Origin of the sequence: Lentzea sp. NPDC102401, from assembly GCF_044765805.1 — a bacterium.
Taxonomy (GTDB): Bacteria; Actinomycetota; Actinomycetes; order Mycobacteriales; family Pseudonocardiaceae; genus Lentzea; species Lentzea sokolovensis.
Genome location: NZ_JBIWKS010000002.1, coordinates 686,435 through 709,115, shown reverse-complemented (window position 1 = coordinate 709,115; position 22,681 = coordinate 686,435). Strand labels below are relative to the sequence as shown.

The following is a 22,681-nucleotide window of genomic DNA, read 5'->3' as shown; positions in this document are numbered from 1 at the left end:
AACTTCTACTCCGTTGTGACCGGATGGCAACACCCCTTGAGGAAGGCCTAAGGTGCGGGCGTGTCGATCGATCTTGATCAGTTGCGAACCGATTTCACGAACACCCCGCTCGACGAGGCCGACCGCGAGGACGCGCTGCACCTCCTGCTGCGCGAACGCCGCGACGAGGACGCCGGCCTGCTGCGCCACCTGCTGGCCGAGGAGACCGCCGCGCACCAGGAGGGCTGGGGCGTGCGCGAGGCGTTGGTGCTCGCCGCCCTGCTGCTCGCCGAGTGCGGCCGCGAGGAGGACGTCTGGGCCCTGTGGGAGGCCAAGAACGCCTCCTTCGACACGATGGCGGGCCTCGACGGCTTCCTGCTGTTCCCCGCGGGCATCGCGGGCACGACGGCGCACGTGATCGCGGGTGAGGAGCACCCCGAACGCGGCGACCTCATGACCTACATGAGCGAGTACCTCGAGTACGAGAAGCTGACCGACGAGGACATCCGCGAACACATCGCCGGCCTGCGCTCCCACTTCGCGAACTGAGCGCCTACAGGACCTCCAGCGGGTCGAGCTTGATGCGCACCAGTTCCTGTTCCTTGCGCGCCGTCCGCACGGCCTGCGCGTCAGCCAGCACGGCGGCCAGCTGACGGCCTTCGGCGCGCGAGACCCGCACCAGTGCTCGTTCCTTGGTTTCGTCGTCGCCCAGTGGCACCGGGCCGAGGATCTCGCCGGTGGGCGGCAGCCGGAGTTCGTCGAGCATGGCGTTCACCGCGTCCGGGGTGCCGTCGATGGTCGCCATCCGGACCGCCGGCGGGAAGCCCAGCTCGGTCCGCGCGGCGAGTTCGGTGGCGGCGTGCCACACCGGGTCCCAGCGCACCAGAGCCTGTACCGGCGTCAGTGACGAGTCCGCGATCACGACCACCCGCCCGTTGCCGGGCCGCACCAGGCCCGCCGCCGTCATCCACCGCCTGAGTGCCTCCTCGGCGGCGCGCAGGTCGGCCCTGCCCAGCAACGCCCACCCGTCGAGCAGCAGCACGGCACCGTAGCCGCCCTCGGCGACGGGTTCGGCGCCCGGCGTCGCGACGACCAGGGAGGGCTTGCCCGGCACCTTGGTCAGCACCTCGTCCGCGCCGCTGGTCCGCACCTGAATCCCGGGAAACGCCCGCCCGAGCTCCTCCGCCGTGCGCCGGGCTCCGATGATCTGCCCGCGAAGCTTGCGCGACCCGCACGTGGGACACCGGAACGCGGCCTCCGTCGCCGCGCACCACCGGCAGTAGGCGGGCTTCGGCAGCCCGTCCTGGGTCCCGCCGGGCAACGCCAGCGGCCCCGCGCACCGGCGGCACCGGGCGGGCCCACGGCACTGACCGCAGGCGAGCGACGGCACGTAACCACGGCGCGGCACCTGGATCAGCACCGGCGAGTCGGTGAGGGCGAACCGGGCCGCGTCGAACGCGATGGACGGCAACCGAGCCGTGCGGGCAGCGGGGTCCTTGACGTCCTGCCACTCGTTGTCGCCCACCGACACCACCCGCGGCGCGACGGACCTCAGCGTCTCGCGCGACGCCACGATCTCGTGCGCCCAGCCCGTCTCGACCAGCAACTGCGCCTCGGCAGTGCGAGCGAACCCGCCGATGAGCAGCGCGGCCCCCGTCATGTGCGCACGCTGCACCAACACGTCACGTACGTTCGGATACGGCGACCGCTGCTCGACGTGCAGATCGTCACCGTCGTCCCACACGACGAGCAGCCCGGGATCCTTGACCGGCGCGAACGCCGTGGCCCGCGTGCCGACCACCACCCGCGCCACGCCCCGGCGCACGGCCAGCCAACGCTTGTAGCGCTCCGACGGCCCGAGATCGGCCGACAGCGTCACCACGCCTTCGATCAGCTCGCCACACGCCTCCGCGACTCGGGCGAGGTCGCGGTGGTCGGGAACGACGATGGCCACCCCACGCCCGGACGACGCGACGGCGGCAGCGGCCTCAGCGAGCCGCGCGGGCCAGTCCTCGGCGGGCAGCGCCTGCCAGACGGCGTGGGCGGGCCGGCCCTCGTGCAGGGCCTCCAGGTACTTGGGGCCGCGGGGATAACGCGCCCAGGCGTCCGCGGGGACGGGCGGCAGCCGCGAACGCCCGGCCGCAGCCTCGGACGGCGGAAAGGCTTCTGCCAGCGGGGTTGCTTTGGGCTGCGAGGCCGCTGCGGTCGGCGGGACCCCTGCCTGCGGGGCGGCTCCAGTCTGCGGGGCGGCTTCGGCCGGCGGGACTGCTTCGGGATGCGCGGCGGGTTCGGGATGCGCGGCGGGTTCGGGATGCGGCACGGCAGCCTGCGAGCCCGCTACGGTTCGCGGAACCCCGGTCTGCGGGGCAGCTTCGAAACGGGGGACGGCCCCGACCGGAGAGACAACCCCGGACTGCACGGCGGCCTCGGACTGCACCGCGGCCTCGGTCTGTGAGGCCGCAGCGGGACGCGCCGCTCCGGTCTGCAGGTCCGCTCCGGTCTGCAGGTCCGCTCCGGGCTGCGGGTCCGCTCCGGGCTGCGGGACCTCGGCCGGTGGGGCGGCCTCGGCACGCAAGGCAGCTTCGGCTAGGGCAACGGTTCCGGCCGAAGGGCCGCCTTCGGGATGTGAGATGGCTTCGCCAGGTGAATCCGCTGCGGCCTGCGGAACCCCAGGCTGTGCGGCCACCACGGCCTGCGGCGCGGCTTCGGCAGGTGAGTCCGCTGCAGTCTGCGAGGCCGCCACGGCCTGCGGGGCGGCTTCGGCCTGTGCCACCTCGGCCCGCGGCTGCCCCACCCACGCGGGCAACTGGGGCAGCGGCGGCGGCTCCACCGAGGCTGCGGCTTCCGCTCGGGCGTGCCGGGGCGGGATGGCCAGGCGCAGCACGTCGATCATGCCGCCCGCGTACCTGTCGGCGATGGCGCGGGCCAGGGTGGCGATCTCGGGTGCGAGGACCGGTTCGGGTGACACGACCTTCTCGATGAAGGCCAGTTTCTTGCCGTACTCCGAGGTTTCGGCGCGCTCCAGCAGGTAGCCGTCGACCAGTTGGCCCGCGAACCTCACCCGCACCCGGCAGCCGGGAACGGCGGCTTCGTCCAGTTCGGACGGAACCGAGTAGTCGAAGGGTCGGTCCAGGTGGGCCAGGGGCACGTCCACCACGATCCGGGCGACCGGCAGCGACTCCGCGGGGACCCGCTCCCCTTTTCTCGCTCCGGTCTTCGCGTTCATGCCTCCTGGTGTATCAGACACCCCCGACAGTCACGCGTTGCGCCTCACCAAACCGGTGAAGCCCGCCACGAACAGGGTCGCGAACGCCCAGGCCAGGATCTGCAGCAGCCACGTCGTCGCGAGGACCACCTGGCCCGGGGCCTCGCCCGCGTCGACCGTGCAGCGGGCGGCGTCCACCTTGACCAGCGGTGTCGCCACGTTCAGGGCATAGCCGACCTGTTCCACCGTCGAGCAGCGGACGGCGCCGGAGATCAACACCACACCCACGGACACGGTGAGAACGCCGGCCAGCCACACGAGTGCGAGGCCGGGGCGGTAGCCGTGGCCGACGGTCACGCCCCGGATCAGGTGCCAGGCCCGGCCCCACCGGGAGAGCTGGCCGCGGCGGCGCAGGTCGCGTTGCTGGGCCACCCGGATCCGCCGCACGTCGCGTTCGTGGCCGGCGGCCTGGTGGGCGGCGGCGAGCTGGGTCCACGGTTGTGTCGAGTAGCGCAGGGTGCGGGTCGCCAGGAACGAGAGCCATTCGTCCACAGTGGCGTCTCGTGGCAGGCCCTCGTAGGTGAGGCCTTCGAGCTGCGCCTTGCCCTCGACGCCGTCGAACGGCAGGAACAGTTCCTTGCCCACACGCACGTGCCGCAGGTCCAGCGCGACATCGGGTGAGCTGACCCGGCCGTCCCGGAAGATGAGCTGGCCGTCGACCCGTGTCCCGCGCAGGCGCACCGACGCGTGGATGCCGCCGCCCGAGACGTCGCACCCCTGGGACAGGAAGATCCCGTCGCCGACTCTCAGGTCGACCAGCACGAGCCCCGCCTCGAAACGGGCGCCGGCGCACATCAGCACGGCCGAGATCTGCGATCCGCTCAGCGTCACCGAACCCGCGGCGTGGAAGCCGTCGTCCAGGTAGACGCTGCCGCCGATGCGCATGTGCAGCGCGTCGACCGACTCCGCGGCGGACAGACGGGCGCCGCTCAGGCCGAGGTTGTGGTCCACGGTCAGGCCCCGCGCGTGCACGGCGGGCGCGGTCAGGCCGCGCAGGTCCAGCTGCGAGAACTGCGCCCGGTCGAGCAGCACCGGCTGCTCGGTCGTGCAGTCGCGCAGCACCAGCGGTTTCTTCGCCACGACGTCGGACAGGTCGAGCTGACCGGTGATCTTGGCCCCGACGAGCACGAACCCGCCGGGATCGAGTAAGTCGTGCTCGATCATCCGCCGCCGGATCTCGTCCCCCTTGATCTCCACGGGGGCAACGTTATCCGGAGATCGACTCCTGGCCGTTCTCGATGTGCCCGCACAGACGGCGGCGGAACCGGGGCTCCTCCTCCACGGTCACCGTCAGGTCGTACCAGCCGGAGTTCATGACCGTCAGCCATGGGATGACGTGACGATGTCCTGGCCTCACAACGTAACGACGCCGCCCCAGCACGAACGTCAGCCGCGACGATCCGCTGTTCTCGAACGTCAGCGTCAGCACACGGCTGTATCCGCGCACCGACGACGAGACGCGCGCACGGTCGGAGGAAGACCCAGCGAACTCACGGCGGAAGCCGTTGGGCCCCAGCAACACGAGATCGTGATCACCCGTGATCTCCAGCGATGCCGATGACGCGACGTCGAAGTGCTGCGGCAGCGCGAACTGGCCCGAGTACGGGTACAGCGCGAAGTGCACGGACGCCGATCCGGAGTTCGACATCTCCAGCGACGACCCGCGCAACGACGCGTCGGGCTGATACGGCAGAGCGCGCGCACGTCGCCGTCCGGCTTCCTGCTCCGGCATCTTCTGGTCGGACGGAGGCGCGGGACGCCAGCGCGGCGTCGCGGGCGGCACGGCGGCGGGCTCACCCACCTCCGGCCACGTCCGGCGCCGGTCGAAGTCGAACGCCGAGGTCAGGTCACCGGCGACGGTCCGGCGCCACGCGGAGATCTCCTCCGACCGAACCCCGGTCCACTTCTCCAGGAACTGGGTCATCGACGTGTGGTCGAACACCTGCGAGTTCACGTAACCGCCGACGGACCACGGCGAGACGACGGTCATCGGCACGCGCGCACCCAGCCCCAACGGCCGGTCGCCCACGTACTCGTCGGCAACGGACAACGGCGGGCGCGGCGGCGGCACGTGGTCGTAGAAGCCGTCGTTCTCGTCGTAGGTGATGAACAGGACCGTGGACTCCCACACCTCCTGGTTGGACGCCAGCGCGTCCAGCACCTGGTAGGTGATCGAGGCGGAGGCGGCGGGCGACGACGCGCCGGGGTGCTCCGAGTCCACAGAGGACGGAACCAGGTACGACACGGCGGGCAACCGGCCCGCGGCGACGTCCGCGCGGAACGTCTCCCCCAGCCCGCCGGGCTTCACCCGGTGCAGTCCGCGCGAGTACAGCGACTTCTCCGCGGCGGAGAGCTTCGAGAGGTCCAGCGAGCCGATCAGCGCGGGGTCGCCGGTCCCGTACAGCTTGTCCAGCGACTTGAACCCGGCGGGCAGCACCTTGCGCGCGATCTCCTTGAACCGCGCGTAGAACTCCAGGTTGTTGTCCTGGAAGTTGTCCCACTCCTGGTACACCCGCCACGACTTGCCGGCCGCCTCAAGGCGTTCCGGGTACGTCTTCCACGTGTACCCGGTGTGGGTGTCCTCGCTGTAGGCCGCGTTGCCGGTCGCACGGCCGCCCGACGGCTCGAAGCCCGTGTAGCCGGACACCCAGTAGTTCCGGTTCGGCGAGGTCGACGACGGCACCGAGCAGTGGTAGGCGTCGCACAGAGTGAACGTGTCCGCGAGCTCGTAGTGGAACGGGATGTCCTGGCGCGTGTAGAACGCCATCGTCGCCCCGGTCTTCGCCGGCACCCAGTTGTCGTTCCACCCGCCGCGCAACGCCGAGTGCCCGCCGTTCCAGCTGTGGTCCAGGTCACCGATGTACTGGATGTCACGGCCGGACGCCGCCTCACGCACCGGGAACGGCAGCACGCCCGACTGGTTGAACACACCCTTCAGCGCGTTGCGGTCGGAGAACCCGCGCACACCACGGAGGGTCCCGTAGTAGTGGTCGAACGAACGGTTCTCCTGCATCAACAGCACGACGTGCTTGATCGCGCGCAACCCTCCCGTACGAGGCTCACGGGCCAACGCGGCGTACACCGACGGCGGCAGCAGCGTGCCCGCACCGGCTGCGGCGACGGCAGCCATGAACCCACGACGAGAGAGCGACATGAACGGAGTTTGTAGCCTCGGAAGGTGTCGCGGAACCAACCTTTGGTTAGCGTTCGGGCAACGGCCGGTTGTGACTCTCTCCCCAGGCAAGACACAGAAGAGGGGAAACGACCATGAGACTGCGCATTGCCGCCGCCGCGCTCGCCATCGGGCTCTGCACCGCCGGTGTCGCCCAGGCCGACGAGGTGCCGCCGGAGTTCCAGAACAGACCCACGCCCGCGAACTGCTACAACGCCGTGCCCACGATCGTCGGCGCGGGCTTCATCGTCGGCGGGCCGGGACCGGACGTGATCGTCGGCAGCAACGGGCCGGACACCATCTTCGGGCTGGGCGACAACGACATCATCCTCGGGCTCGGCGCCGACGACACGATCTTCGGCGGCGACGGCAACGACCTGGTCTGCGCCGGCTGGGGCCCTGACAACGTCCAGGGCGGCGACGGGCACGACACCATCTACGGCGAGGCCGGCGACGACGACATGCTCGGCGGCGACGGCATGGACCTGCTGTCCGGTGACGCGAACTTCGACCGCGGCGACGGCCAGCTCGGCTTCGACTTCTGCCCGGCGTCGACGGAGGTCACCGTCAGCTGCGTGTGACCGCCTGCCGCAACAGGATCTCCGTGGCCGGGTCGGGTCTCACCCCGAGCTGCCGCAACGAGTCCAGCACGCGCGCACGGACCTCCTCGGTCCTTTGTGGATTCCGTGCGCGCAACGCGGCGGCGAGCGCCAGCCGGTGTCCTCGCGGTTCGAACGGTTCCAGCTCCAGCGCCTGGTCGGCGAGGTGACGTGCCTGCGCCGGATCTCCGGTGACGAGCCGGAGTTCGCCCAGCGCCAGCAGGTTGCCGACGTGCCGTTCCCTGATCTGGGCGATCTCCGCCTCGCAGAGGTCGGTCAGGTCCGGGAGCGGCTCGCCTCGCCACAACGCGGCCGCCTCACCCGGCCTGGCCGTGTCGCTCAGCTCGTGGAACGACCAGAGATCCACCGTCAGCCGGTCGCTGCGGACGAGCCGGAGGGACTCGCTGTCGCTGCGCAGGAAGTAACTGGCCTCGCCGCCGGTCCGGCCCGGCTCCAGGAGCCGCCGGAGGTGGGTCATCGTCACGCGCAGGTTTCTCGCGGCGCTCGCGGGGTCCAGGTCGGGCCACAGCAGGTCGATCGCCTGGGCGCGGGTGATCACGGTGCGCACCACGAGGAGTCCGAGGAGCTGGCGGACACGGACGCGGCGCAGTTCCGGCACCTGTGCGGTGAGGCCGTTTCTCGTGACCCGCATCGGCCCGATGACCTCGATGCCGATCGGGTGATCCGGTGGCGCGGGCACGGTGGCCAGGAGCTTCAGGGCACCGGCGGCGAGGCCGGGATCTCTGGCGAGCTCACGGAACTGGCGGTGCGCGGCCGGTCCGACGCGGTCCGCCAGCCAGGTGCCCAACGCGGTCCTGCCTCTCGCGGCCTGGCGGGCGGCGAGTTCCGCCGACCACGGCAGGGGCAGGAAGCAGAGGGCGTGTTCGACCGGCAGATCGGTGCGGAGATCTCCTTGCCTGGCTTGCAGGAACGCGCGTCCTGCCGCTCGGGCCCTGCGGTGGGACGGGCCCAGATCGGTGCTGTCCCAGCGTTCCCTGAGTTCGTCGCTGAGCACGTAGCCCAGCGTCAGGAACCGGCGCAGGTGCCGTTCGGCGACCTTGACGTCCACGGGCCACCTGGCCAGATGCTGCTTGTAGATGTCGCGGGCCAGCTCCTCGTCACCGCGGGTGACGGCGGCCGCCGCCTGCGCCGCACACGTCAGAACCGCGTCGCGCGGATTGTCCTGCTCGGCCGGCAGCTCAGCGGTGATCTCGCCGAACGACGCGGCGATGACCGCGTGAAAAGCCCGCGCCACGAATTCGTCGCGAGCGGTGCCGTCCTCGCTGCCTCCTTGGAACACAACGGGTTCACCGTCGAACCATCGCGCTGTGGCGACGTGACGGCGGGACAGGTCGCCGGTCAGCATCCTTTCGGCCAGCTCGACCGCGTCCTGGCCACGCCCGCACAGTGCAAGGCAGTGCACGTGGAACCGCGTCGTGGACACCGCAAGCGCTTGGGGCACCTCGCTCGTGGGTGCCTGGGCGAGGTGGGTGAGCGCGGTCTCCGGGTCACCGGCGAGCTCGGCGACCACCGCGGCGACGCTGTGCCGGAGCAGTCTCAGCACGGGTGACCGCGCTTCGAGTCGTTGTGCCCGTTGGGCGACGGCGACCAGTCTGGTGAGGTCTCCCCGGGAATGCGCGGTGATCACGGCCTGTCCCAGCGCCACCGCCGCACCGTCGTGGTCGCCGGTGTCGAGCCACTGCGCGCACGCCCCGTCGACGAGGCAGTCGATGGCCGGGTCGGTGAAGTCGTCGGCATGCCGGACCGCGGCGGTGAGCAACAGGAACGCCGGCTCCTGGAGCCGGTGTGCCGGAACGGCGTCGAGCCATCTCCTGGCCGTCGCGCTGGGCAGGACCGACAGCGTGGTCCGCACGAGCTCGACCGCCAGGCGCGCGAGCAGCGTCCAGTCGCCGGCCCGGCACACGACCCGTCCGGCCCCTGCCAGTTCACCACGCCGGACCAGCACTTCGACGGCTTCGGCCCGCAGGTGACCGGTGGGCAGCACGCTCGCCCACAGGTCGTGAGCCCGGTAGCGGCCGTCGTCGAGCCGGTCGACCAGTGGAACGCTCCGGACGAGGTGTTCCACGTCGGCGTCTACGCCCGCCACCGTGCCGACCTCCGCGGCGGTCGCGGTTCCGAGGATCACCAGCGCTGCCAGCGTGTCCCGCGTCGGTGCGGGCAGACGGCTCAGCACCTCCTCGGCGGCGTAGCGCCAGGACGCGGCCGGACCCGCGGTGAGGGACAGCCTGATCAGGGCGGGCCAGCCGTGCAGGTCCTCGGTGAGCTCACGGCCGAATCTCCTGGCCAGCGCGGACGTTTCGGCGTCGGTGAAGGCGAGGTCGGCGGTCTCGATCGTGGCCACCTCCCCCGCCGCCTCCCTGCGCGCCAGCGGAAGTCCCGGCACGACACGTCCGGACAGGACGAGGTGCGCGGTGGCCGGCAGCGCGCGGGCGAGGGTGGCGAGCAGCTCCGCTCCGGGCGATCCGTCCGGGACCTCGTGCACGTCGTCGAGCAGCAGGCACACGTCGAGCGGAGCTTTCCGGTGCAGTGCCTGGAGGATCTCCGCCGCGCCGGCCTGGGATCCGTGTTCCGCCGCGAGGGCGTCCAGGATCGCCGCGGCCAGCCGGGTCGCGTCCTCGTGGCCGGGGCCGCAGGTGACCCAGGCGTCGATGCCGCGTGGTTCCAGGAGATTCGCTCGGACCGCCTGGGCCAGCGCGGTGGTCTTGCCGAAGCCCGCACCGGCGGTCACCAGCGTGACCGGGCGGCACCAGCGGCCTCTCAGGCGGTCGACCAGGCGCGGGCGGGCCAGCTCGACGTCGAGCGGGCGCGGTACCGCGTGCAAGCCTGTCTGGTCGTCCCCCACTCACTGCGGAGGCCCGCGAGAGACCCGAAATACGCGAAACGGCCCGCCTCCTGGGGGAAGCGGGCCGTCGGGCGTGCTGGGTGATCAGGCGCCGGCGGCGTTGCGCAGGGCCTCGGCGCGGTCCGTCGACTCCCAGGGCAGGTCGACGTCGGTGCGGCCGAAGTGGCCGTACGCGGCGGTCGGGGCGTAGATCGGGCGGAGCAGGTCGAGGTCGCGGATGATCGCGGCCGGACGGAGGTCGAAGACCTCCGAGATGGCCTGCTGGATCTTGGACGGGTCCACGGTCTCGGTGCCGAAGGTCTCGACGAACAGGCCGACCGGGGCGGCCTTGCCGATGGCGTAGGCGACCTGGACCTCGACGCGGGTGGCGAGGCCGGCCGCGACGGTGTTCTTGGCGACCCAGCGCATCGCGTACGCCGCGGAACGGTCGACCTTCGACGGGTCCTTGCCGGAGAAGGCGCCACCGCCGTGACGGGCCATGCCGCCATAGGTGTCGACGATGATCTTGCGGCCGGTGAGACCGGCGTCACCCATCGGGCCGCCGATGACGAAGCGGCCGGTCGGGTTGGTGAGCAGCCGGACGCTGGAGGTGTCGAGGCCCAGTTCGGCGATCTCGGGGGCCACGACGTGTTCGCGCAGGTCGACGCCGAGGAGCTTCTCCAGGTCGATGCCGTCGGCGTGCTGGGTGGAGATGACGACGGTGTCGAGGCGCACGGGCTGGTCGCCCGCGTACTCGATGGTGACCTGGGTCTTGCCGTCCGGGCGCAGGTACGGCACGGTGCCGTCCTTGCGGACCGCGGTCAGGCGGCGGGACAGGCGGTGGGCCAGCGCGATCGGCAGCGGCATGAGCTCGGGCGTGTCGGTGCACGCGTAGCCGAACATCAGGCCCTGGTCGCCGGCGCCCTGCTTGTCGATCTCGTCGTCGGCACCCTCGACGCGGTTCTCGAACGCCGTGTCGACGCCCTGCGCGATGTCCGGGGACTGCGCGCCGATCGCCACGTTCACGCCGCACGAGTGGCCGTCGAAGCCCTTCGCGGACGAGTCGTAGCCGATCTCCAGGATCTTCTCGCGGACGATCGTGGGGATGTCCGCGTACGCCTCGGTGGTGACCTCACCCGCGACGTGGACCTGGCCGGTGGTGACCATCGTCTCCACGGCGACGCGCGAGCGCGGGTCCTTGGCCAGCAACGCGTCCAGGATCGAGTCACTGATCGCGTCACAGATCTTGTCGGGGTGTCCCTCGGTCACCGACTCACTGGTGAACAGCCTGCTGCTGTGCTGGCTCACGGACACTCCTTGTTCGAGGGGCTCACAGGGAAAAATTCTACTGAGAATCAGTCAAGCGAACGGTAACCGCGTCCCACACCGCGGACGCCACTTGTGTTTTGGGGCCGTGCGGTATAGGCGTCTCGGCGCCGTCCGGGGACAGCAGCCAGCCGGCGTTGTCGTCCTGCTCGAACGCCTTGCCGTCGCCGACCGCGTTCAGCACCAGGAGGTCGCAGCCCTTGCGCCGCAGCTTCGCCCGTCCGTAGTCGAGCACCGACGTCGTCTCGTCGCCGGTCTCCGCGGCGAACCCGACGATCAGCTGGCCCGTCCTACGTGCGGAAACGAGCTCCACGAGGATGTCGGGGTTCTTCGTCAGCGCGATCGGATCGGGGTCGCCGTCGGTCTTCTTGATCTTGTGCCCGGTGAGCGACAACGGCCGGAAGTCGGCCACCGCGGCGGCCATCACAACCACCTCCGCGTCCGCCGACACCTTGTGCATGGCGTCGCGCAGCTCCATCGCCGAGCCCACCCGGACCAGGTCGACACCGGCCGGCGTGGCCAGGTCCGCGGTGTTGCCCGCGACCAATGTCACTCGGGCACCGCGTTGCGCGGCCACCCGTGCGAGTGCATAGCCCTGCTTGCCGGACGAGCGGTTGCCGATGAACCGGACCGGATCGAGTGGTTCTCGCGTGCCACCGGCGGAAATCGCGACGTGCACGCCTTCGAGTGTCCTCGCGAGGGCGTCTCGGCGCACCAGCAGCAGCCGGGCCAGTTCGACGATCTCGGCGGGGTCGGGCAGGCGGCCCTTGCCGGTGTCCTTGCCGGTGAGGCGGCCGGACGCGGGTTCGGCGACGATCACGCCACGGCTGCGCAGCAGGTGCACGTTGTGCTGGGTGGCGGGGTGCTCCCACATCTCGGTGTGCATCGCCGGCACCAGCAGGACCGGGCAGCGCGCGGTCAGCAGGGTGTTCGTCAGAAGATCGTCCGCGAGGCCGTGCGCGGCCTTCGCGATCAGGTTCGCCGTCGCCGGGGCGACCACGACGAGGTCGGCGTTCTGCCCGAGTTTGACGTGCGGCACCTCGTGCACGTCGTCGAACGGGTCCGCCGACACCACCTGACCGGACAGCGCCTCGAAAGTGGCGGCTCCCACGAACTTCAGCGCGCCCTCGGTGGGGATGACCCGCACGGAGTGACCGGATTCGGTCAACCGCCGCAAAACCTCACAGGCCTTGTACGCGGCGATGCCCCCGCCAACCCCAAGAACGATCTTGGGGCGAACAGGGGCACCAGCGTCAGATGCAGCGGAATTCAAGCCTTCTCCCGTGAGACTGGACCAGCGAAGGTCACGTCCTCACGAGCCGAGGAACCCCGCTGGGGGTCCGGGGGCTCGCCCCCGGCGTGGGGTGTGGGGGCTCGGCCCCCACAAGACACTGACCGATGAGCTTGGTCTGCGCTTTCCGCAGACAGACCTCACCCCGAATCGGTCACTCGCCCTCGGTGTGCTCAAGCAGACCCGCGTGGATCTCGCGAAGAGCAATCGAGAGGGGCTTCTCACGCGGGCCCGGCTCGACGAGCGGGCCGACGTACTCGAGCAGGCCCTCGCCGAGCTGCGCGTAGTAGTCGTTGATCTGGCGGGCACGCTTCGCGGCGTAGATCACCAACGCGTACTTCGAGCTCACCTGCTCAAGCAGGTCGTCGATCGGCGGGTTGGTGATGCCCTCCGGAGAACCGGTCAGGTGACCGAGCTCGGTGTGGGTGATCACTCGTCAATCTCCTGAAATTCGTGGTCCGACCATCAAGGATAGCAAATCGGACGCAGCCGACTTCACGTCGGCGTTCACGACGACCTCGTCGAACTCCTTTTCGGCCGCCAACTCCTCACGGGCGATGGCGAGCCGGCGTTCGACGACGTCCGGGTGTTCGGTGCCTCTGCCGGTCAACCGGTCGATCAGGTGCTCCCAGGACGGGGGCGCCAGCATGACCAGCTGGGCGTCCGGCATGGCCACGCGGACCTGCCGCGCGCCCTGCAGTTCGATCTCCAGGAGCGCGGGGCGGCCCGCGGCCAAAGCTTCTTCGACGGGCCTGCGAGGGGTTCCGTAGTGGTTTCCGGCGAACTCGGCGTGTTCCAGGAACTCGCCCGCCTCGACCATCTGCTGGAACTTCTCGTGGTCCACGAAGTGGTAGTGCACTCCGTCGACCTCGCCCGGCCTCGGCTTCCTGGTGGTCACCGAGACGGAAAAGTAGATATCGGGTTGCTGACTGCGCAGCTCCGTCAGAACGCTGGACTTGCCAACGCCGGACGGCCCGGACAAGACGGTGAGGCGGGAACGGGCAGCACCCGTTCCCGCCTCGCTGCCAATCACTCTCCGCTGAACTCGGAGAGCAGGGCCTTGCGCTGACGGTCACCAAGACCGCGCAGGCGACGGCTGGGAGCGATCTCGAGGCGCTCCATGATCTGCTGAGCACGCACCTTGCCGACACCCGGCAGGGCCTCAAGCAGCGCGGACACCTTCATCTTGCCAAGGATCTCATCGCTCTCGGCGGACTTCAGCACGTCCGTCAGGGTCGTGCCGCCACGCTTGAGGCGCTCCTTGAGCTCAGCCCGAACGCGACGAGCGGCAGCAGCCTTCTCCAGCGCTGCGGCCCGCTGCTCCTCGGTAAGCTGGGGAAGAGCCACGATTTCCTCCGTGGTGTGGATTCTTTTCGGATCGGTGCCGCGACCGTACCGACCGCAATTGCCTGAGTACAACGTGACCCAGTCAGGTAAATCTTCAGCGGTCATGATTGCGGCGGGTGGTAGTAGTACCAAACCCTCCGGCGGCCTGATCACCGCCCTCCGGCAACTCATCGCCCACTCTAGGTGTGCTATGAGGCCGGTGACCAGCGGGGCAGCCGGTGGCGTGGACCCTACCAACACATGTTTGCCCTGGTGAGCGCGCCACACCCCAAAAGGCGTGGCGCGCCCCTCCTCAGAGGCTCCGCTGGACCCTCTGCACCGCGCTGACCAGCGACGACACGTCCGGGCCGTGCTTGAGAACATCTCGTGAAGAAGTCGGAAAGACGTTGCGCATGTCGGGTCCGAAGAGCCGTTTTAGATCGGCCACGGAGCCGCCCTGAGCGCCGAAACCGGGCGCCAGGATCGGTCCGTTGAACCCGGAGAGGTCTACATCCGTTTCCCCGATCGTGGCACCCACGACGAGACCAACATCGCCGCACGGGGAAATGCCTGAATTCCGAGCGGTGGCGAAATCGATGATCGTCTGCGCCACGGTTCGCCCGTCCGGCGCAACCGACCGCTGGACCTGCGCGCCTTCGGGGTTCGAGGTGAGGGCGAGCACGAACACGCCCCTGCCCGTCGCCCGCGCCGTGTCGAGCGCGGGCTGCAGCGACCCGAAGCCCAGGAACGGAGAGACCGTGACGGCGTCACCGGCGAGCGGCGAGCCGTCGCCCAGGTACGCCTGGGCGTAGGCGGCCATCGTCGAGCCGATGTCGCCACGCTTGGCGTCCACGAGCACCAGCGTGCCCGAGCCGCGCAGCTCCGCGATCACCCGCTCCAGCACGGCGACCCCACGCGACCCGTAGGCCTCGAAGAACGCCGCCTGCGGCTTCACCATCGCCACCTTGCCGCCGAACGCCTCCACGGCCGTCAGGGCGAACCGTTCGAGGCCCTCGGCGGTCGGGGACAGGCCCCACGCCTCCAGCAGGCTCGGGTGCGGGTCGATCCCGACGCACAGAGGTCCGTACGCCTCAACGGCTTTCGCGAGCTTGTCGCCGAAGGTCACTTGTCACCCCGCAGAGCGGCCTGGAGGGCCTGCAGCGGCTGGACGCCGATGTCCCCCTGGATGAGCGCCTCGATGCCGTGCACGGCCGCGGCGGCGCCCTGGATCGTGGTCACACAAGGGATGTCCTTCGCCACGGCGGCGGTCCGGATCTCGTAGCCGTCGATGCGCGGGCCGCTGTTGCCGTACGGCGTGTTGAAGATCATGTCGATCTCGCCGGCCAGGATCATGTCGACGACGTTGCCCTCGCCCTCGAAGTGCTTGCGCACCTCGGTGCACGCGATCCCGTTGCGCTTCAGCACCTCCGCGGTGCCGGACGTCGCGAGGATCTGGAACCCGAGGTCGGCCAGGCGCTTGACCGGGAAGATCATCGCGCGCTTGTCGCGGTTCGCGAACGACACGAACACCTTGCCCGACGTCGGCAGCGAGCCGTACGAGGCCGTCTGCGACTTCGCGAACGCCTTGCCGAACGACGAGTCGATGCCCATGACCTCGCCGGTGGACTTCATCTCCGGGCCCAGCAACGAGTCCACGCCGTGGCCCTCGGGCGTGCGGAAGCGGTGGAACTGCATGACCGCCTCCTTCACCGCGACCGGCGCGTGCTCGGGCAGCCGGGCTCCGTCACCGGTGGCCGGCAGGATGCCCTCCACGCGCAGTTCCGCGATCGTGGCGCCGAGCATCACGCGGGACGCGGCCTTGGCCATCGACACCGCCGTCGCCTTGGACACGAACGGCACCGTGCGCGACGCACGCGGGTTTGCCTCCAGGACGTACAGCACGTCGTCCTTGAGCGCGTACTGGACGTTCAGGAGCCCCTTCACGCCGATGCCCTTGGCGATGGCCTCGGTGGAGCGGCGGACGTTCTCGATGTCGGAGGCGCCGAGGGTGATGGGCGGCAGCGCGCACGACGAGTCGCCGGAGTGCACACCGGCTTCCTCGATGTGCTCCATCACGCCGCCGATGAACACCTCCTCGCCGTCGCACAGCGCGTCGACGTCGATCTCGATGGCGTCGTCGAGGAACCGGTCGACCAGCACCGGGTGCTCGGGCGTCACCTCGGTCGCGCGGGCGATGTAGCCCGACAGCGACTCCTCGTCGTACACGATCTCCATGCCGCGACCGCCGAGCACGTAGGAGGGGCGCACGAGGACCGGGTAGCCGATCTCGTCCGCGATCTCCTTGGCCTCGCTGAAGGACGTGGCCGTGCCGAACTTCGGCGCGGGCAGGCCGGCCTCGTTCAGCACCTTGCCGAACTGGCCGCGGTCCTCGGCGAGGTGGATCGCCTCGGGCGTCGTGCCGACGACGGGCACACCGGCGTCGGACAGGCGCTGCGCCAGGCCCAGCGGCGTCTGGCCGCCGAGCTGGACGATCACGCCCGCGACGGTGCCGGAGCGCTGCTCGGAGTGCACGACCTCCAGCACGTCCTCGAACGTCAGCGGCTCGAAGTACAGGCGGTCCGACGTGTCGTAGTCCGTCGACACCGTCTCCGGGTTGCAGTTGACCATCACGGTCTCGTACCCGGCCGCCCGCAACGCCATCGCCGCGTGCACGCACGAGTAGTCGAACTCGATGCCCTGGCCGATGCGGTTCGGCCCGGAGCCGAGGATCAGCACCTTGGGCTTCTCGCGCTGCTCCGCGACCTCGGTCTCGGCCTGGGGGTCGAGCTCGTACGCGGAGTAGTGGTACGGCGTCTCGGACTTGAACTCCGCCGCGCACGTGTCGACCGTCTTGTAGACCGGCCGCACGCCCAGGCGGTGCCGCAACGTGCGCACGCCGTCCTCACCGGCCAGCTCGGACCGCAGCACCGCGATCTGCCGGTCGGAGAGTCCAGCGCGCTTCGCCTTGCGCAGCAACGGTTCGTCGAGGACAGGAGCGTCCAGCAGCTCCTGCCGCAACGTGCCGAGCCACGCGATCTGCTCGATGAACCACGGGTCGATCTTCGACGCGTTGTACACGTCCTCAATGGACGCGCCGAGCCGAAGAGCACGCTCGACCGTGTAGAGGCGCCCGTCGTGGCCGCGCTCCAACTGCTTCAGAGTGGACTCCAGAGTAGTGCCCTCCGGGTCCGGCTGGGTCCAGAAACCGACCGATTTCGTTTCCAGCGAACGCAGCGCCTTACCCAGTGCCTCCACGAAGTTCCGGCCGATCGACATGGCCTCGCCGACCGACTTCATCGTGGTCGTCAGCGTCGGGTCAGCGCCGGGGAACTTCTCGAACGCGAACCGCGGCGCCTTCACGACCACGTAGTCGAGCGACGGCTCGAACGACGCCGGGGTCTCCCCCGTGATGTCGTTGGTGATCTCGTCGAGCGTGTAGCCGATGGCGAGCTTCGCGGCGATCTTGGCGATCGGGAAGCCCGTCGCCTTGGACGCCAGCGCGGAGGACCGCGACACCCGCGGGTTCATCTCGATGACGACCATGCGGCCGGTGTCCGGGTGGATCGCGAACTGGATGTTGCAGCCACCGGTGTCGACGCCGACCTCGCGGATGACCTGGATGCCGACGTCGCGCATGTGCTGGTACTCGCGGTCGGTCAGCGTCATCGCGGGCGCGACCGTCACCGAGTCACCCGTGTGGACGCCCATCGGGTCGATGTTCTCGATCGAGCAGATGACGACGACGTTGTCGTTGCGGTCGCGCATCAGCTCGAGCTCGTACTCCTTCCACCCGAGCACGCTCTCCTCGATGAGCACCTCGGTGACCGGGGACTCCTCCAGGCCGATCGCCGCGAGCCGCTCCAGCTCCTCTGGCGTGTACGCCATGCCGGAACCCAGGCCGCCCATGGTGAACGACGGGCGGATGACGACCGGCAGGCCGAGGTCGGCGACGGTCTTGCGCACCTCGTCCATCGACTTGCAGACGGCGGAGCGCGGGACCTCGGAACCGATGCCCCGCACCAGGTCCTTGAAGATCTGCCGGTCCTCACCGCGCTGGATGGCGTCGATGTCCGCGCCGATCAGCTCGACGTTGTACTTCTCCAGCACACCGCGCTCGTGCAGCGCGATGGCGGTGTTGAGCGCCGTCTGGCCGCCCAGCGTCGCCAGGATCGCGTCCGGGCGCTCCTGCGCGATGACCTTCTCCACGAACTCGGCCGTGATCGGCTCGATGTAGGTGGCGTCCGCGAACTCGGGGTCCGTCATGATCGTCGCCGGGTTGGAGTTCACCAGGCTGACCCGGATGCCCTCTTCGCGCAGCACCCGGCACGCCTGGGTGCCGGAGTAGTCGAACTCGCAGGCCTGACCGATGACGATCGGACCGGAGCCGATGACCAGGATGTGCTTGAGATCAGTCCTCTTCGGCATCAGCGGGCCTCATTCATCAGCGTCACGAAGTCGTCGAACAGGGGCGCGGCGTCGTGCGGGCCCGCCGCGGCCTCGGGGTGGTACTGCACGGAGAACGCCGGCGCGTCGAGCAGCCGGACACCCTCGACGGTGCCGTCGTTCGGGCAGTAGTGCGACAGCACGGCGCGGCCGAACTCCGAGGAGAACTCCTCACCGGGCGTGCCCTCCAGCGCGAACCCGTGGTTCTGCGAGGTGATGGCGACCTTGCCGGTGGTCACGTCGATGACCGGGATGTTGATGCCGCGGTGGCCGTAGCGCATCTTGTACGTCCCGCGGCCGACCGCGCGGCCGAGGATCTGGTTGCCGAAGCAGATGCCGAACAGCGGCAGCTTGCGACCCAGCGCCTCCTTCGTCAGCGCGATCGCGTGATCCTGCGTGGCGGGGTCGCCAGGACCGTTCGAGAGGAACAGGCCGTCGGGGCCGACCTTGAGGATGTCCTCGAACGAGCTGGTGAGCGGCAGCACGTGCACCTCGATGCCGCGCGCCGCCATCATCCGCGGGGTGTTCGACTTGATGCCCAGGTCGAGCGCCGCGACGGTGAACTTCTTCTCACCGATGGCTTCCACCACGTACGGCTTCGACGTGGTGACGTCGACCGCGAGGTTCGCGCCCACCATCTCCGCCGAGGCCTTGACCTGCTCGACCATCGACGCGTCGTCGGTGAGCCCGGAACCCGAGAACACCCCGGCGCGCATCGCGCCCCGCTCGCGGATGTGGCGGGTCAGGGTGCGGGTGTCGAGGCCCGCGATGCCGACCACGCCCTGGTTCGTCAGTTCCTCGTCGAGGCCGCGCCGGGAGCGCCAGTTCGACGGCGTGCGCGCCGGGTCGCGGACCACGTAGCCGGCGACCCAGATCCTCGAGGACTCGTCGTCCTCGTCGTTCCAGCCGGTGTTGCCGATCTGCGGCGCGGTCTGCACCACGATCTGGCGGTGGTAGGAGGGGTCGGTCAGGGTTTCCTGGTACCCGGTCATGGCCGTGGAGAACACGACCTCGCCGAGCGAGACGCCGGTCGCTCCGTACGCCTCACCGCGGAAGACACGTCCGTCTTCCAGCACCAATGCCGCGTTCGTCACGCCTTGCCCTCCGTGTTGATCGGGTTCTGGCTCAGAGCCGCGACCCATTCGTCGTAAACGTCCTTGTCGTCACCGCGGAATCCGGTGTCGAAGAGGTGGCCTTCGTTCTCCCACTGGACCACCAGCAGGCCCTCTTCGCTGAACATGACCTTCCCGGCCAGGCCGCGGTCCGTGCGGGCGTCCCGGATGGACCCGGCGGGGATGAAGATCGGTGACGCGCCGACGCGTTCGATGGCGACGCCCTCCGGAACCAGGCTCAGCGCGGCCTCCGCGCGGAAGCCGATGTCCCCGACCTGGACGCGGTCCTGCCAGTTGCCCGCGTTCGTCGTTCCGATGTAGACGCCCGTGGTCGTGAGCGTCGGCGTGCCCAGGGCGGCCGGGGTCGAGGGGAACGCGGGGAGGTCGGCCTGCGCGCGCTGGCGTCGCCTCCAGCCGTGCCACATGCCGTAGACGCACAGGGCGAAGAAGACGAAAACCGCCAGGGAAAGGAGAATGCGCGTCATTCCGCAATCCTCCCCGCCAGTGCGGTCACCCGGCCACGCAAGATGGTGGCCGTCACCGCGGCAGGCAGTTCCATGCCCTCGAACGGGGTGTTGCCCGCGATGCTCGCGAGCTGTGCGCCGTTCACCGTCCAAGACGCGTCCGGGTCGACCAGCACGAGGTTCGCGGGCTCGCCGACCGCGATCGGGCGGCCCTGGTCGGTCAGGCCGGCGATCTCGGCGGGCTTCTCGCTCATCACCCGCGCGACGCCGCGCCAGTCCAGCAGGCCGGTCCGCACCATCGTCTCGACGACGATGCCGAGCGCGGTCTGCAGGCCGAGCATGCCCGGACGGGCCGCCGACCACTCGCAGTCCTTGTCCTGGATCGCGTGCGGGGCGTGGTCCGTGGCGACGCAGTCGATCGTGCCGTCCGCGAGCGCCTGCCGCAACGCGTCCACGTCGGACTGGGTGCGCAGCGGCGGGTTGACCTTGTTGACCGGGTCGTAGGTGCTGAGCCGGTCGTCGGTCAGGATCAGGTGGTGCGGGGTGACCTCGGCGGACACCTTGGTGCCGCGGGCCTTGGCCCACTTCAGGACGTCCGCCGTGCCGGTGGTGCTGACGTGGCAGACGTGCAGCCTCGCGTCGACCTGCTTCGCGAGGATGCAGTCGCGGGCGACGATCGACTCCTCGGCCGCCGCCGGCCAGCCCTGCAGACCGAGGCGCGACGCGTTCTCGCCCTCGTGCGCCTGGGCACCGACCGTGAGGCGCGGTTCCTCGGCGTGCTGGGCGATCACGGCGTTGAGCGACTTCGAGTACTCGAGGGCCCGGCGCATGATCAGCGGGTCGTGCACGCAATGGCCGTCGTCGGAGAAGACGCGGACGTTCGCCTTGGACTTCGCCATCGTGCCGAGCTCGGCGAGCTTCTCGCCCTTGAGGCCGACGGTGACGGCGCCGACCGGGTGGACGTCGACCAGGCCGACCTCCTGGCCGCGGCGGGCGACGTGCTCGACGATGACGGCGTTGTCGGCGACCGGATCCGTGTTGGCCATCGCGAAAACGGCCGTGTAGCCACCGAGTGCGGCGGCCTTGGAGCCGGTCTCGATGGTCTCGGTGTCCTCGCGGCCCGGCTCACGCAGGTGGGTGTGCAGGTCGACGAAACCGGGCAGCAGAACCGCCCCGTTGCCTTCGATGACTTCGGCGTTCTCGTCCGTGCCTTCTGCGATCACGCCGTCGCGGATCAGCAGGTCGATCGGTTCACCCTCGCCGTAGGGCCGTACTCCCTTGAGAAGCAAGGGGTTCACGCGGTTTCCTCCTCGTGGGCAAGCAGGTGGTACAGCACGGCCATGCGCACGTGGACACCGTTGCGGACCTGCTCGGTGATCGCGGCCTGCGGGCTGTCGGCGACGACGGAGGCGATCTCCATGCCGCGCAGCATCGGGCCGGGGTGCAGCACTACGGCGTGTTCTGGAAGGAGCTTCAGGCGGCGCTCGTTGAGCCCGTACGCGATCGAGTACTCGCGCGAGCTCGGGAAGAACCCGCCGGTCATCCGCTCGGCCTGCACGCGCAGCAACATCACCGCGTCCTGCGAGGCGAGCTCGGAGTCGATCTCGTGCGAGACCGTGACCGGCCACTTCTCGACGCCGGTGGGCAGCAGGGTCGGCGGGGCGACCAGCGTGACCTCGGCACCGAGCGTGGTCAGCAGGTGCACGTTCGACCGGGCGACGCGGCTGTGCAGGACGTCACCGACGATCGCGACGCGGCGGCCGTCGAGGCTGCCCAGGCGGTCGCGCAGCGTGGCGGCGTCGAGCAACGCCTGCGTGGGGTGCTCGTGCATGCCGTCGCCGGCGTTCACCACAGAGGTGCTGGTGTGCTTGAGCCAGCCCGCGAGGCGGTGCGCGGCACCGGACGCCGGGTGGCGCACGATCACGCAGTCGGCGCCCGCGGCCTGCAGGGTCAGCGCGGTGTCGCGCAGCGACTCGCCCTTGCTGACGCTGGAACCAGAGCTGCTGACGTTGATCACGTCCGCGGACATCCACTTGCCGGCGATCTCGAACGACACCCGCGTGCGCGTGCTGTTCTCGTAGAACATCGTGATCACCGTGCGGCCGCGCAGCGTCGGCAGCTTGCGGACCTCGCGGCCGAGCAGCGCCTGCTTCAGCCGGTCCGCGGTGTCGAGGATCGCGATCGCCTGGTCGCGGTCGAGGCCGTCGGTGGAGAGCAGGTGCTTCACTTCAGCACCACTCCGTCGCGGCCGTCGAACTCTTCCAGCATCACGACGACGTCCTCGGTCTTGGACGTCGGCAGGTTCTTGCCCACGTAGTCCGCCCGGATCGGCAGTTCGCGGTGGCCGCGGTCGACGAGCACGGCGAGCTGGACGGCACGGGGCCGGCCGTGGTCGCGCAGCGCGTCGAGGGCGGAGCGGATCGTGCGGCCGGAGAACAGCACGTCGTCCACGAGAACGACCAGCCTGTCGTCGATGCCGCCCTCGGGCAGCTTCGTGGCCTCCAGCGGCCGCGTGGGGCCTCTGCGCAGGTCGTCGCGGTAGAGGGTGATGTCGAGCGTGCCCTCGTGCACCGTCCGGCCGGAAAATTCGGCGATCTTAGCGGCTAGACGTCGTGCGAGGGGGGCTCCCCGGCTGGGAATACCCATCAAGACGACGTCGGGTGCGCTGGGTGCATCGAGTGCGGTCTTCTCGATGATCTGATGGGCCATTCGGGCGACAGTGCGCGCGACGTCACCGGCCGAGAGAATCTCGCGATCCCCGGCCGGATCCGTCGCGCCACGTTGACGTGACGCCACGGCTGGACCTCCTTCCCCGCCTCACTGGACGGGTCCTTAAAGGACGTCGGACACCTAGTGACAACT

The 22,681-nt window shown here is 69.9% G+C and carries 18 protein-coding genes and 1 pseudogene; 2 read left to right on the top strand and 17 right to left on the bottom strand.

What is annotated here, in order from left to right; genetic code table 11:
- Positions 1-60 precede the first annotated feature (60 nt).
- Complete coding sequence (locus ACIRG5_RS08780; RefSeq protein ID WP_330277405.1) at positions 61-528, top strand: hypothetical protein; 468 nt, start codon at positions 61-63, stop codon at positions 526-528.
- Positions 529-532: 4 nt separating this feature from the next.
- On the opposite strand, the gene ACIRG5_RS08775 is transcribed toward ACIRG5_RS08780, so the two are convergent.
- The 4 genes and pseudogenes from ACIRG5_RS08775 to ACIRG5_RS08760 all read right to left on the bottom strand — a co-directional run bounded on the left by ACIRG5_RS08775 (position 533) and on the right by ACIRG5_RS08760 (position 6,398).
- A complete protein-coding gene (locus tag ACIRG5_RS08775) occupies positions 533-2,554 on the bottom strand; it encodes a primosome assembly protein PriA (protein WP_402903108.1) in 2,022 nt (673 codons plus the stop codon).
- Positions 2,555-2,902: 348 nt separating this feature from the next.
- Positions 2,903-3,205: pseudogene (locus ACIRG5_RS08770) on the bottom strand (primosome assembly protein PriA); the annotation flags it as partial.
- A gap of 30 nt (positions 3,206-3,235) precedes the next feature.
- Complete coding sequence (locus tag ACIRG5_RS08765) at positions 3,236-4,441, bottom strand: hypothetical protein (RefSeq protein WP_402902225.1); 1,206 nt, start codon at positions 4,439-4,441, stop codon at positions 3,236-3,238.
- Positions 4,442-4,451: 10 nt separating this feature from the next.
- Positions 4,452-6,398 carry a phosphocholine-specific phospholipase C gene (locus ACIRG5_RS08760; protein WP_402902222.1) on the bottom strand — a complete coding sequence of 649 codons (1,947 nt, stop codon included), beginning with the start codon at positions 6,396-6,398 and terminating at the stop codon, positions 4,452-4,454.
- A 113-nt stretch (positions 6,399-6,511) separates the two neighbouring features.
- On the opposite strand from ACIRG5_RS08760, the gene ACIRG5_RS08755 reads away from it, so the two are divergent.
- The gene (locus ACIRG5_RS08755; protein ID WP_402902219.1) at positions 6,512-6,997 is read left to right on the top strand and encodes a calcium-binding protein; all 486 of its coding nucleotides are present in this window, start codon (positions 6,512-6,514) and stop codon (positions 6,995-6,997) included.
- Here ACIRG5_RS08755 and ACIRG5_RS08750 read toward each other — a convergent pair.
- From ACIRG5_RS08750 to pyrR, 13 genes are all read right to left on the bottom strand, one after another.
- The gene (locus ACIRG5_RS08750) at positions 6,984-9,857 is read right to left on the bottom strand and encodes a hypothetical protein (protein WP_402902216.1); all 2,874 of its coding nucleotides are present in this window, start codon (positions 9,855-9,857) and stop codon (positions 6,984-6,986) included. The genes ACIRG5_RS08755 and ACIRG5_RS08750 overlap by 14 nt on opposite strands.
- 105 nt (positions 9,858-9,962) lie before the next feature.
- Positions 9,963-11,165 (bottom strand): methionine adenosyltransferase, encoded by a 1,203-nt coding sequence (gene metK, locus ACIRG5_RS08745; protein WP_402902213.1) that lies wholly within the window; start codon positions 11,163-11,165, stop codon positions 9,963-9,965.
- A 37-nt stretch (positions 11,166-11,202) separates the two neighbouring features.
- The gene (coaBC, locus tag ACIRG5_RS08740) at positions 11,203-12,411 is read right to left on the bottom strand and encodes a bifunctional phosphopantothenoylcysteine decarboxylase/phosphopantothenate--cysteine ligase CoaBC (RefSeq protein ID WP_402903105.1); all 1,209 of its coding nucleotides are present in this window, start codon (positions 12,409-12,411) and stop codon (positions 11,203-11,205) included.
- A 217-nt stretch (positions 12,412-12,628) separates the two neighbouring features.
- The gene (gene rpoZ, locus ACIRG5_RS08735; RefSeq protein ID WP_045313812.1) at positions 12,629-12,907 is read right to left on the bottom strand and encodes a DNA-directed RNA polymerase subunit omega; all 279 of its coding nucleotides are present in this window, start codon (positions 12,905-12,907) and stop codon (positions 12,629-12,631) included.
- A gap of 3 nt (positions 12,908-12,910) precedes the next feature.
- Entirely contained in the window at positions 12,911-13,507 is a 597-nt protein-coding gene (gmk, locus tag ACIRG5_RS08730; protein ID WP_402902210.1) for a guanylate kinase, read from the bottom strand.
- On the bottom strand, positions 13,504-13,821 hold the full coding sequence (gene mihF / locus ACIRG5_RS08725; RefSeq protein ID WP_030481817.1) for an integration host factor, actinobacterial type: 318 nt from the start codon (positions 13,819-13,821) through the stop codon (positions 13,504-13,506). The genes gmk and mihF overlap by 4 nt, the downstream gene beginning before the upstream one ends.
- Before the next feature lie 292 nt (positions 13,822-14,113).
- A complete protein-coding gene (pyrF, locus tag ACIRG5_RS08720; RefSeq protein WP_402902207.1) occupies positions 14,114-14,926 on the bottom strand; it encodes an orotidine-5'-phosphate decarboxylase in 813 nt (270 codons plus the stop codon).
- Complete coding sequence (carB, locus tag ACIRG5_RS08715; protein WP_402902204.1) at positions 14,923-18,225, bottom strand: carbamoyl-phosphate synthase large subunit; 3,303 nt, start codon at positions 18,223-18,225, stop codon at positions 14,923-14,925. Before carB ends, pyrF begins: the two co-directional genes overlap by 4 nt.
- A complete protein-coding gene (gene carA / locus ACIRG5_RS08710) occupies positions 18,225-19,385 on the bottom strand; it encodes a glutamine-hydrolyzing carbamoyl-phosphate synthase small subunit (protein WP_402902201.1) in 1,161 nt (386 codons plus the stop codon). Before carA ends, carB begins: the two co-directional genes overlap by 1 nt.
- A complete protein-coding gene (locus ACIRG5_RS08705) occupies positions 19,334-19,840 on the bottom strand; it encodes a transporter (RefSeq protein WP_402902198.1) in 507 nt (168 codons plus the stop codon). The genes carA and ACIRG5_RS08705 overlap by 52 nt, the downstream gene beginning before the upstream one ends.
- Complete coding sequence (locus ACIRG5_RS08700; RefSeq protein WP_402902195.1) at positions 19,837-21,117, bottom strand: dihydroorotase; 1,281 nt, start codon at positions 21,115-21,117, stop codon at positions 19,837-19,839. Before ACIRG5_RS08700 ends, ACIRG5_RS08705 begins: the two co-directional genes overlap by 4 nt.
- Positions 21,114-22,046, bottom strand: a complete 933-nt coding sequence (locus ACIRG5_RS08695; RefSeq protein ID WP_382411871.1) for an aspartate carbamoyltransferase catalytic subunit — start codon at positions 22,044-22,046, stop codon at positions 21,114-21,116. Before ACIRG5_RS08695 ends, ACIRG5_RS08700 begins: the two co-directional genes overlap by 4 nt.
- Positions 22,043-22,615: a bifunctional pyr operon transcriptional regulator/uracil phosphoribosyltransferase PyrR gene (gene pyrR, locus ACIRG5_RS08690; protein WP_030481810.1), complete on the bottom strand. Its 573-nt coding sequence runs from the start codon at positions 22,613-22,615 to the stop codon at positions 22,043-22,045. The genes ACIRG5_RS08695 and pyrR overlap by 4 nt, the downstream gene beginning before the upstream one ends.
- Between the last annotated feature and the right edge of the window lie 66 nt (positions 22,616-22,681).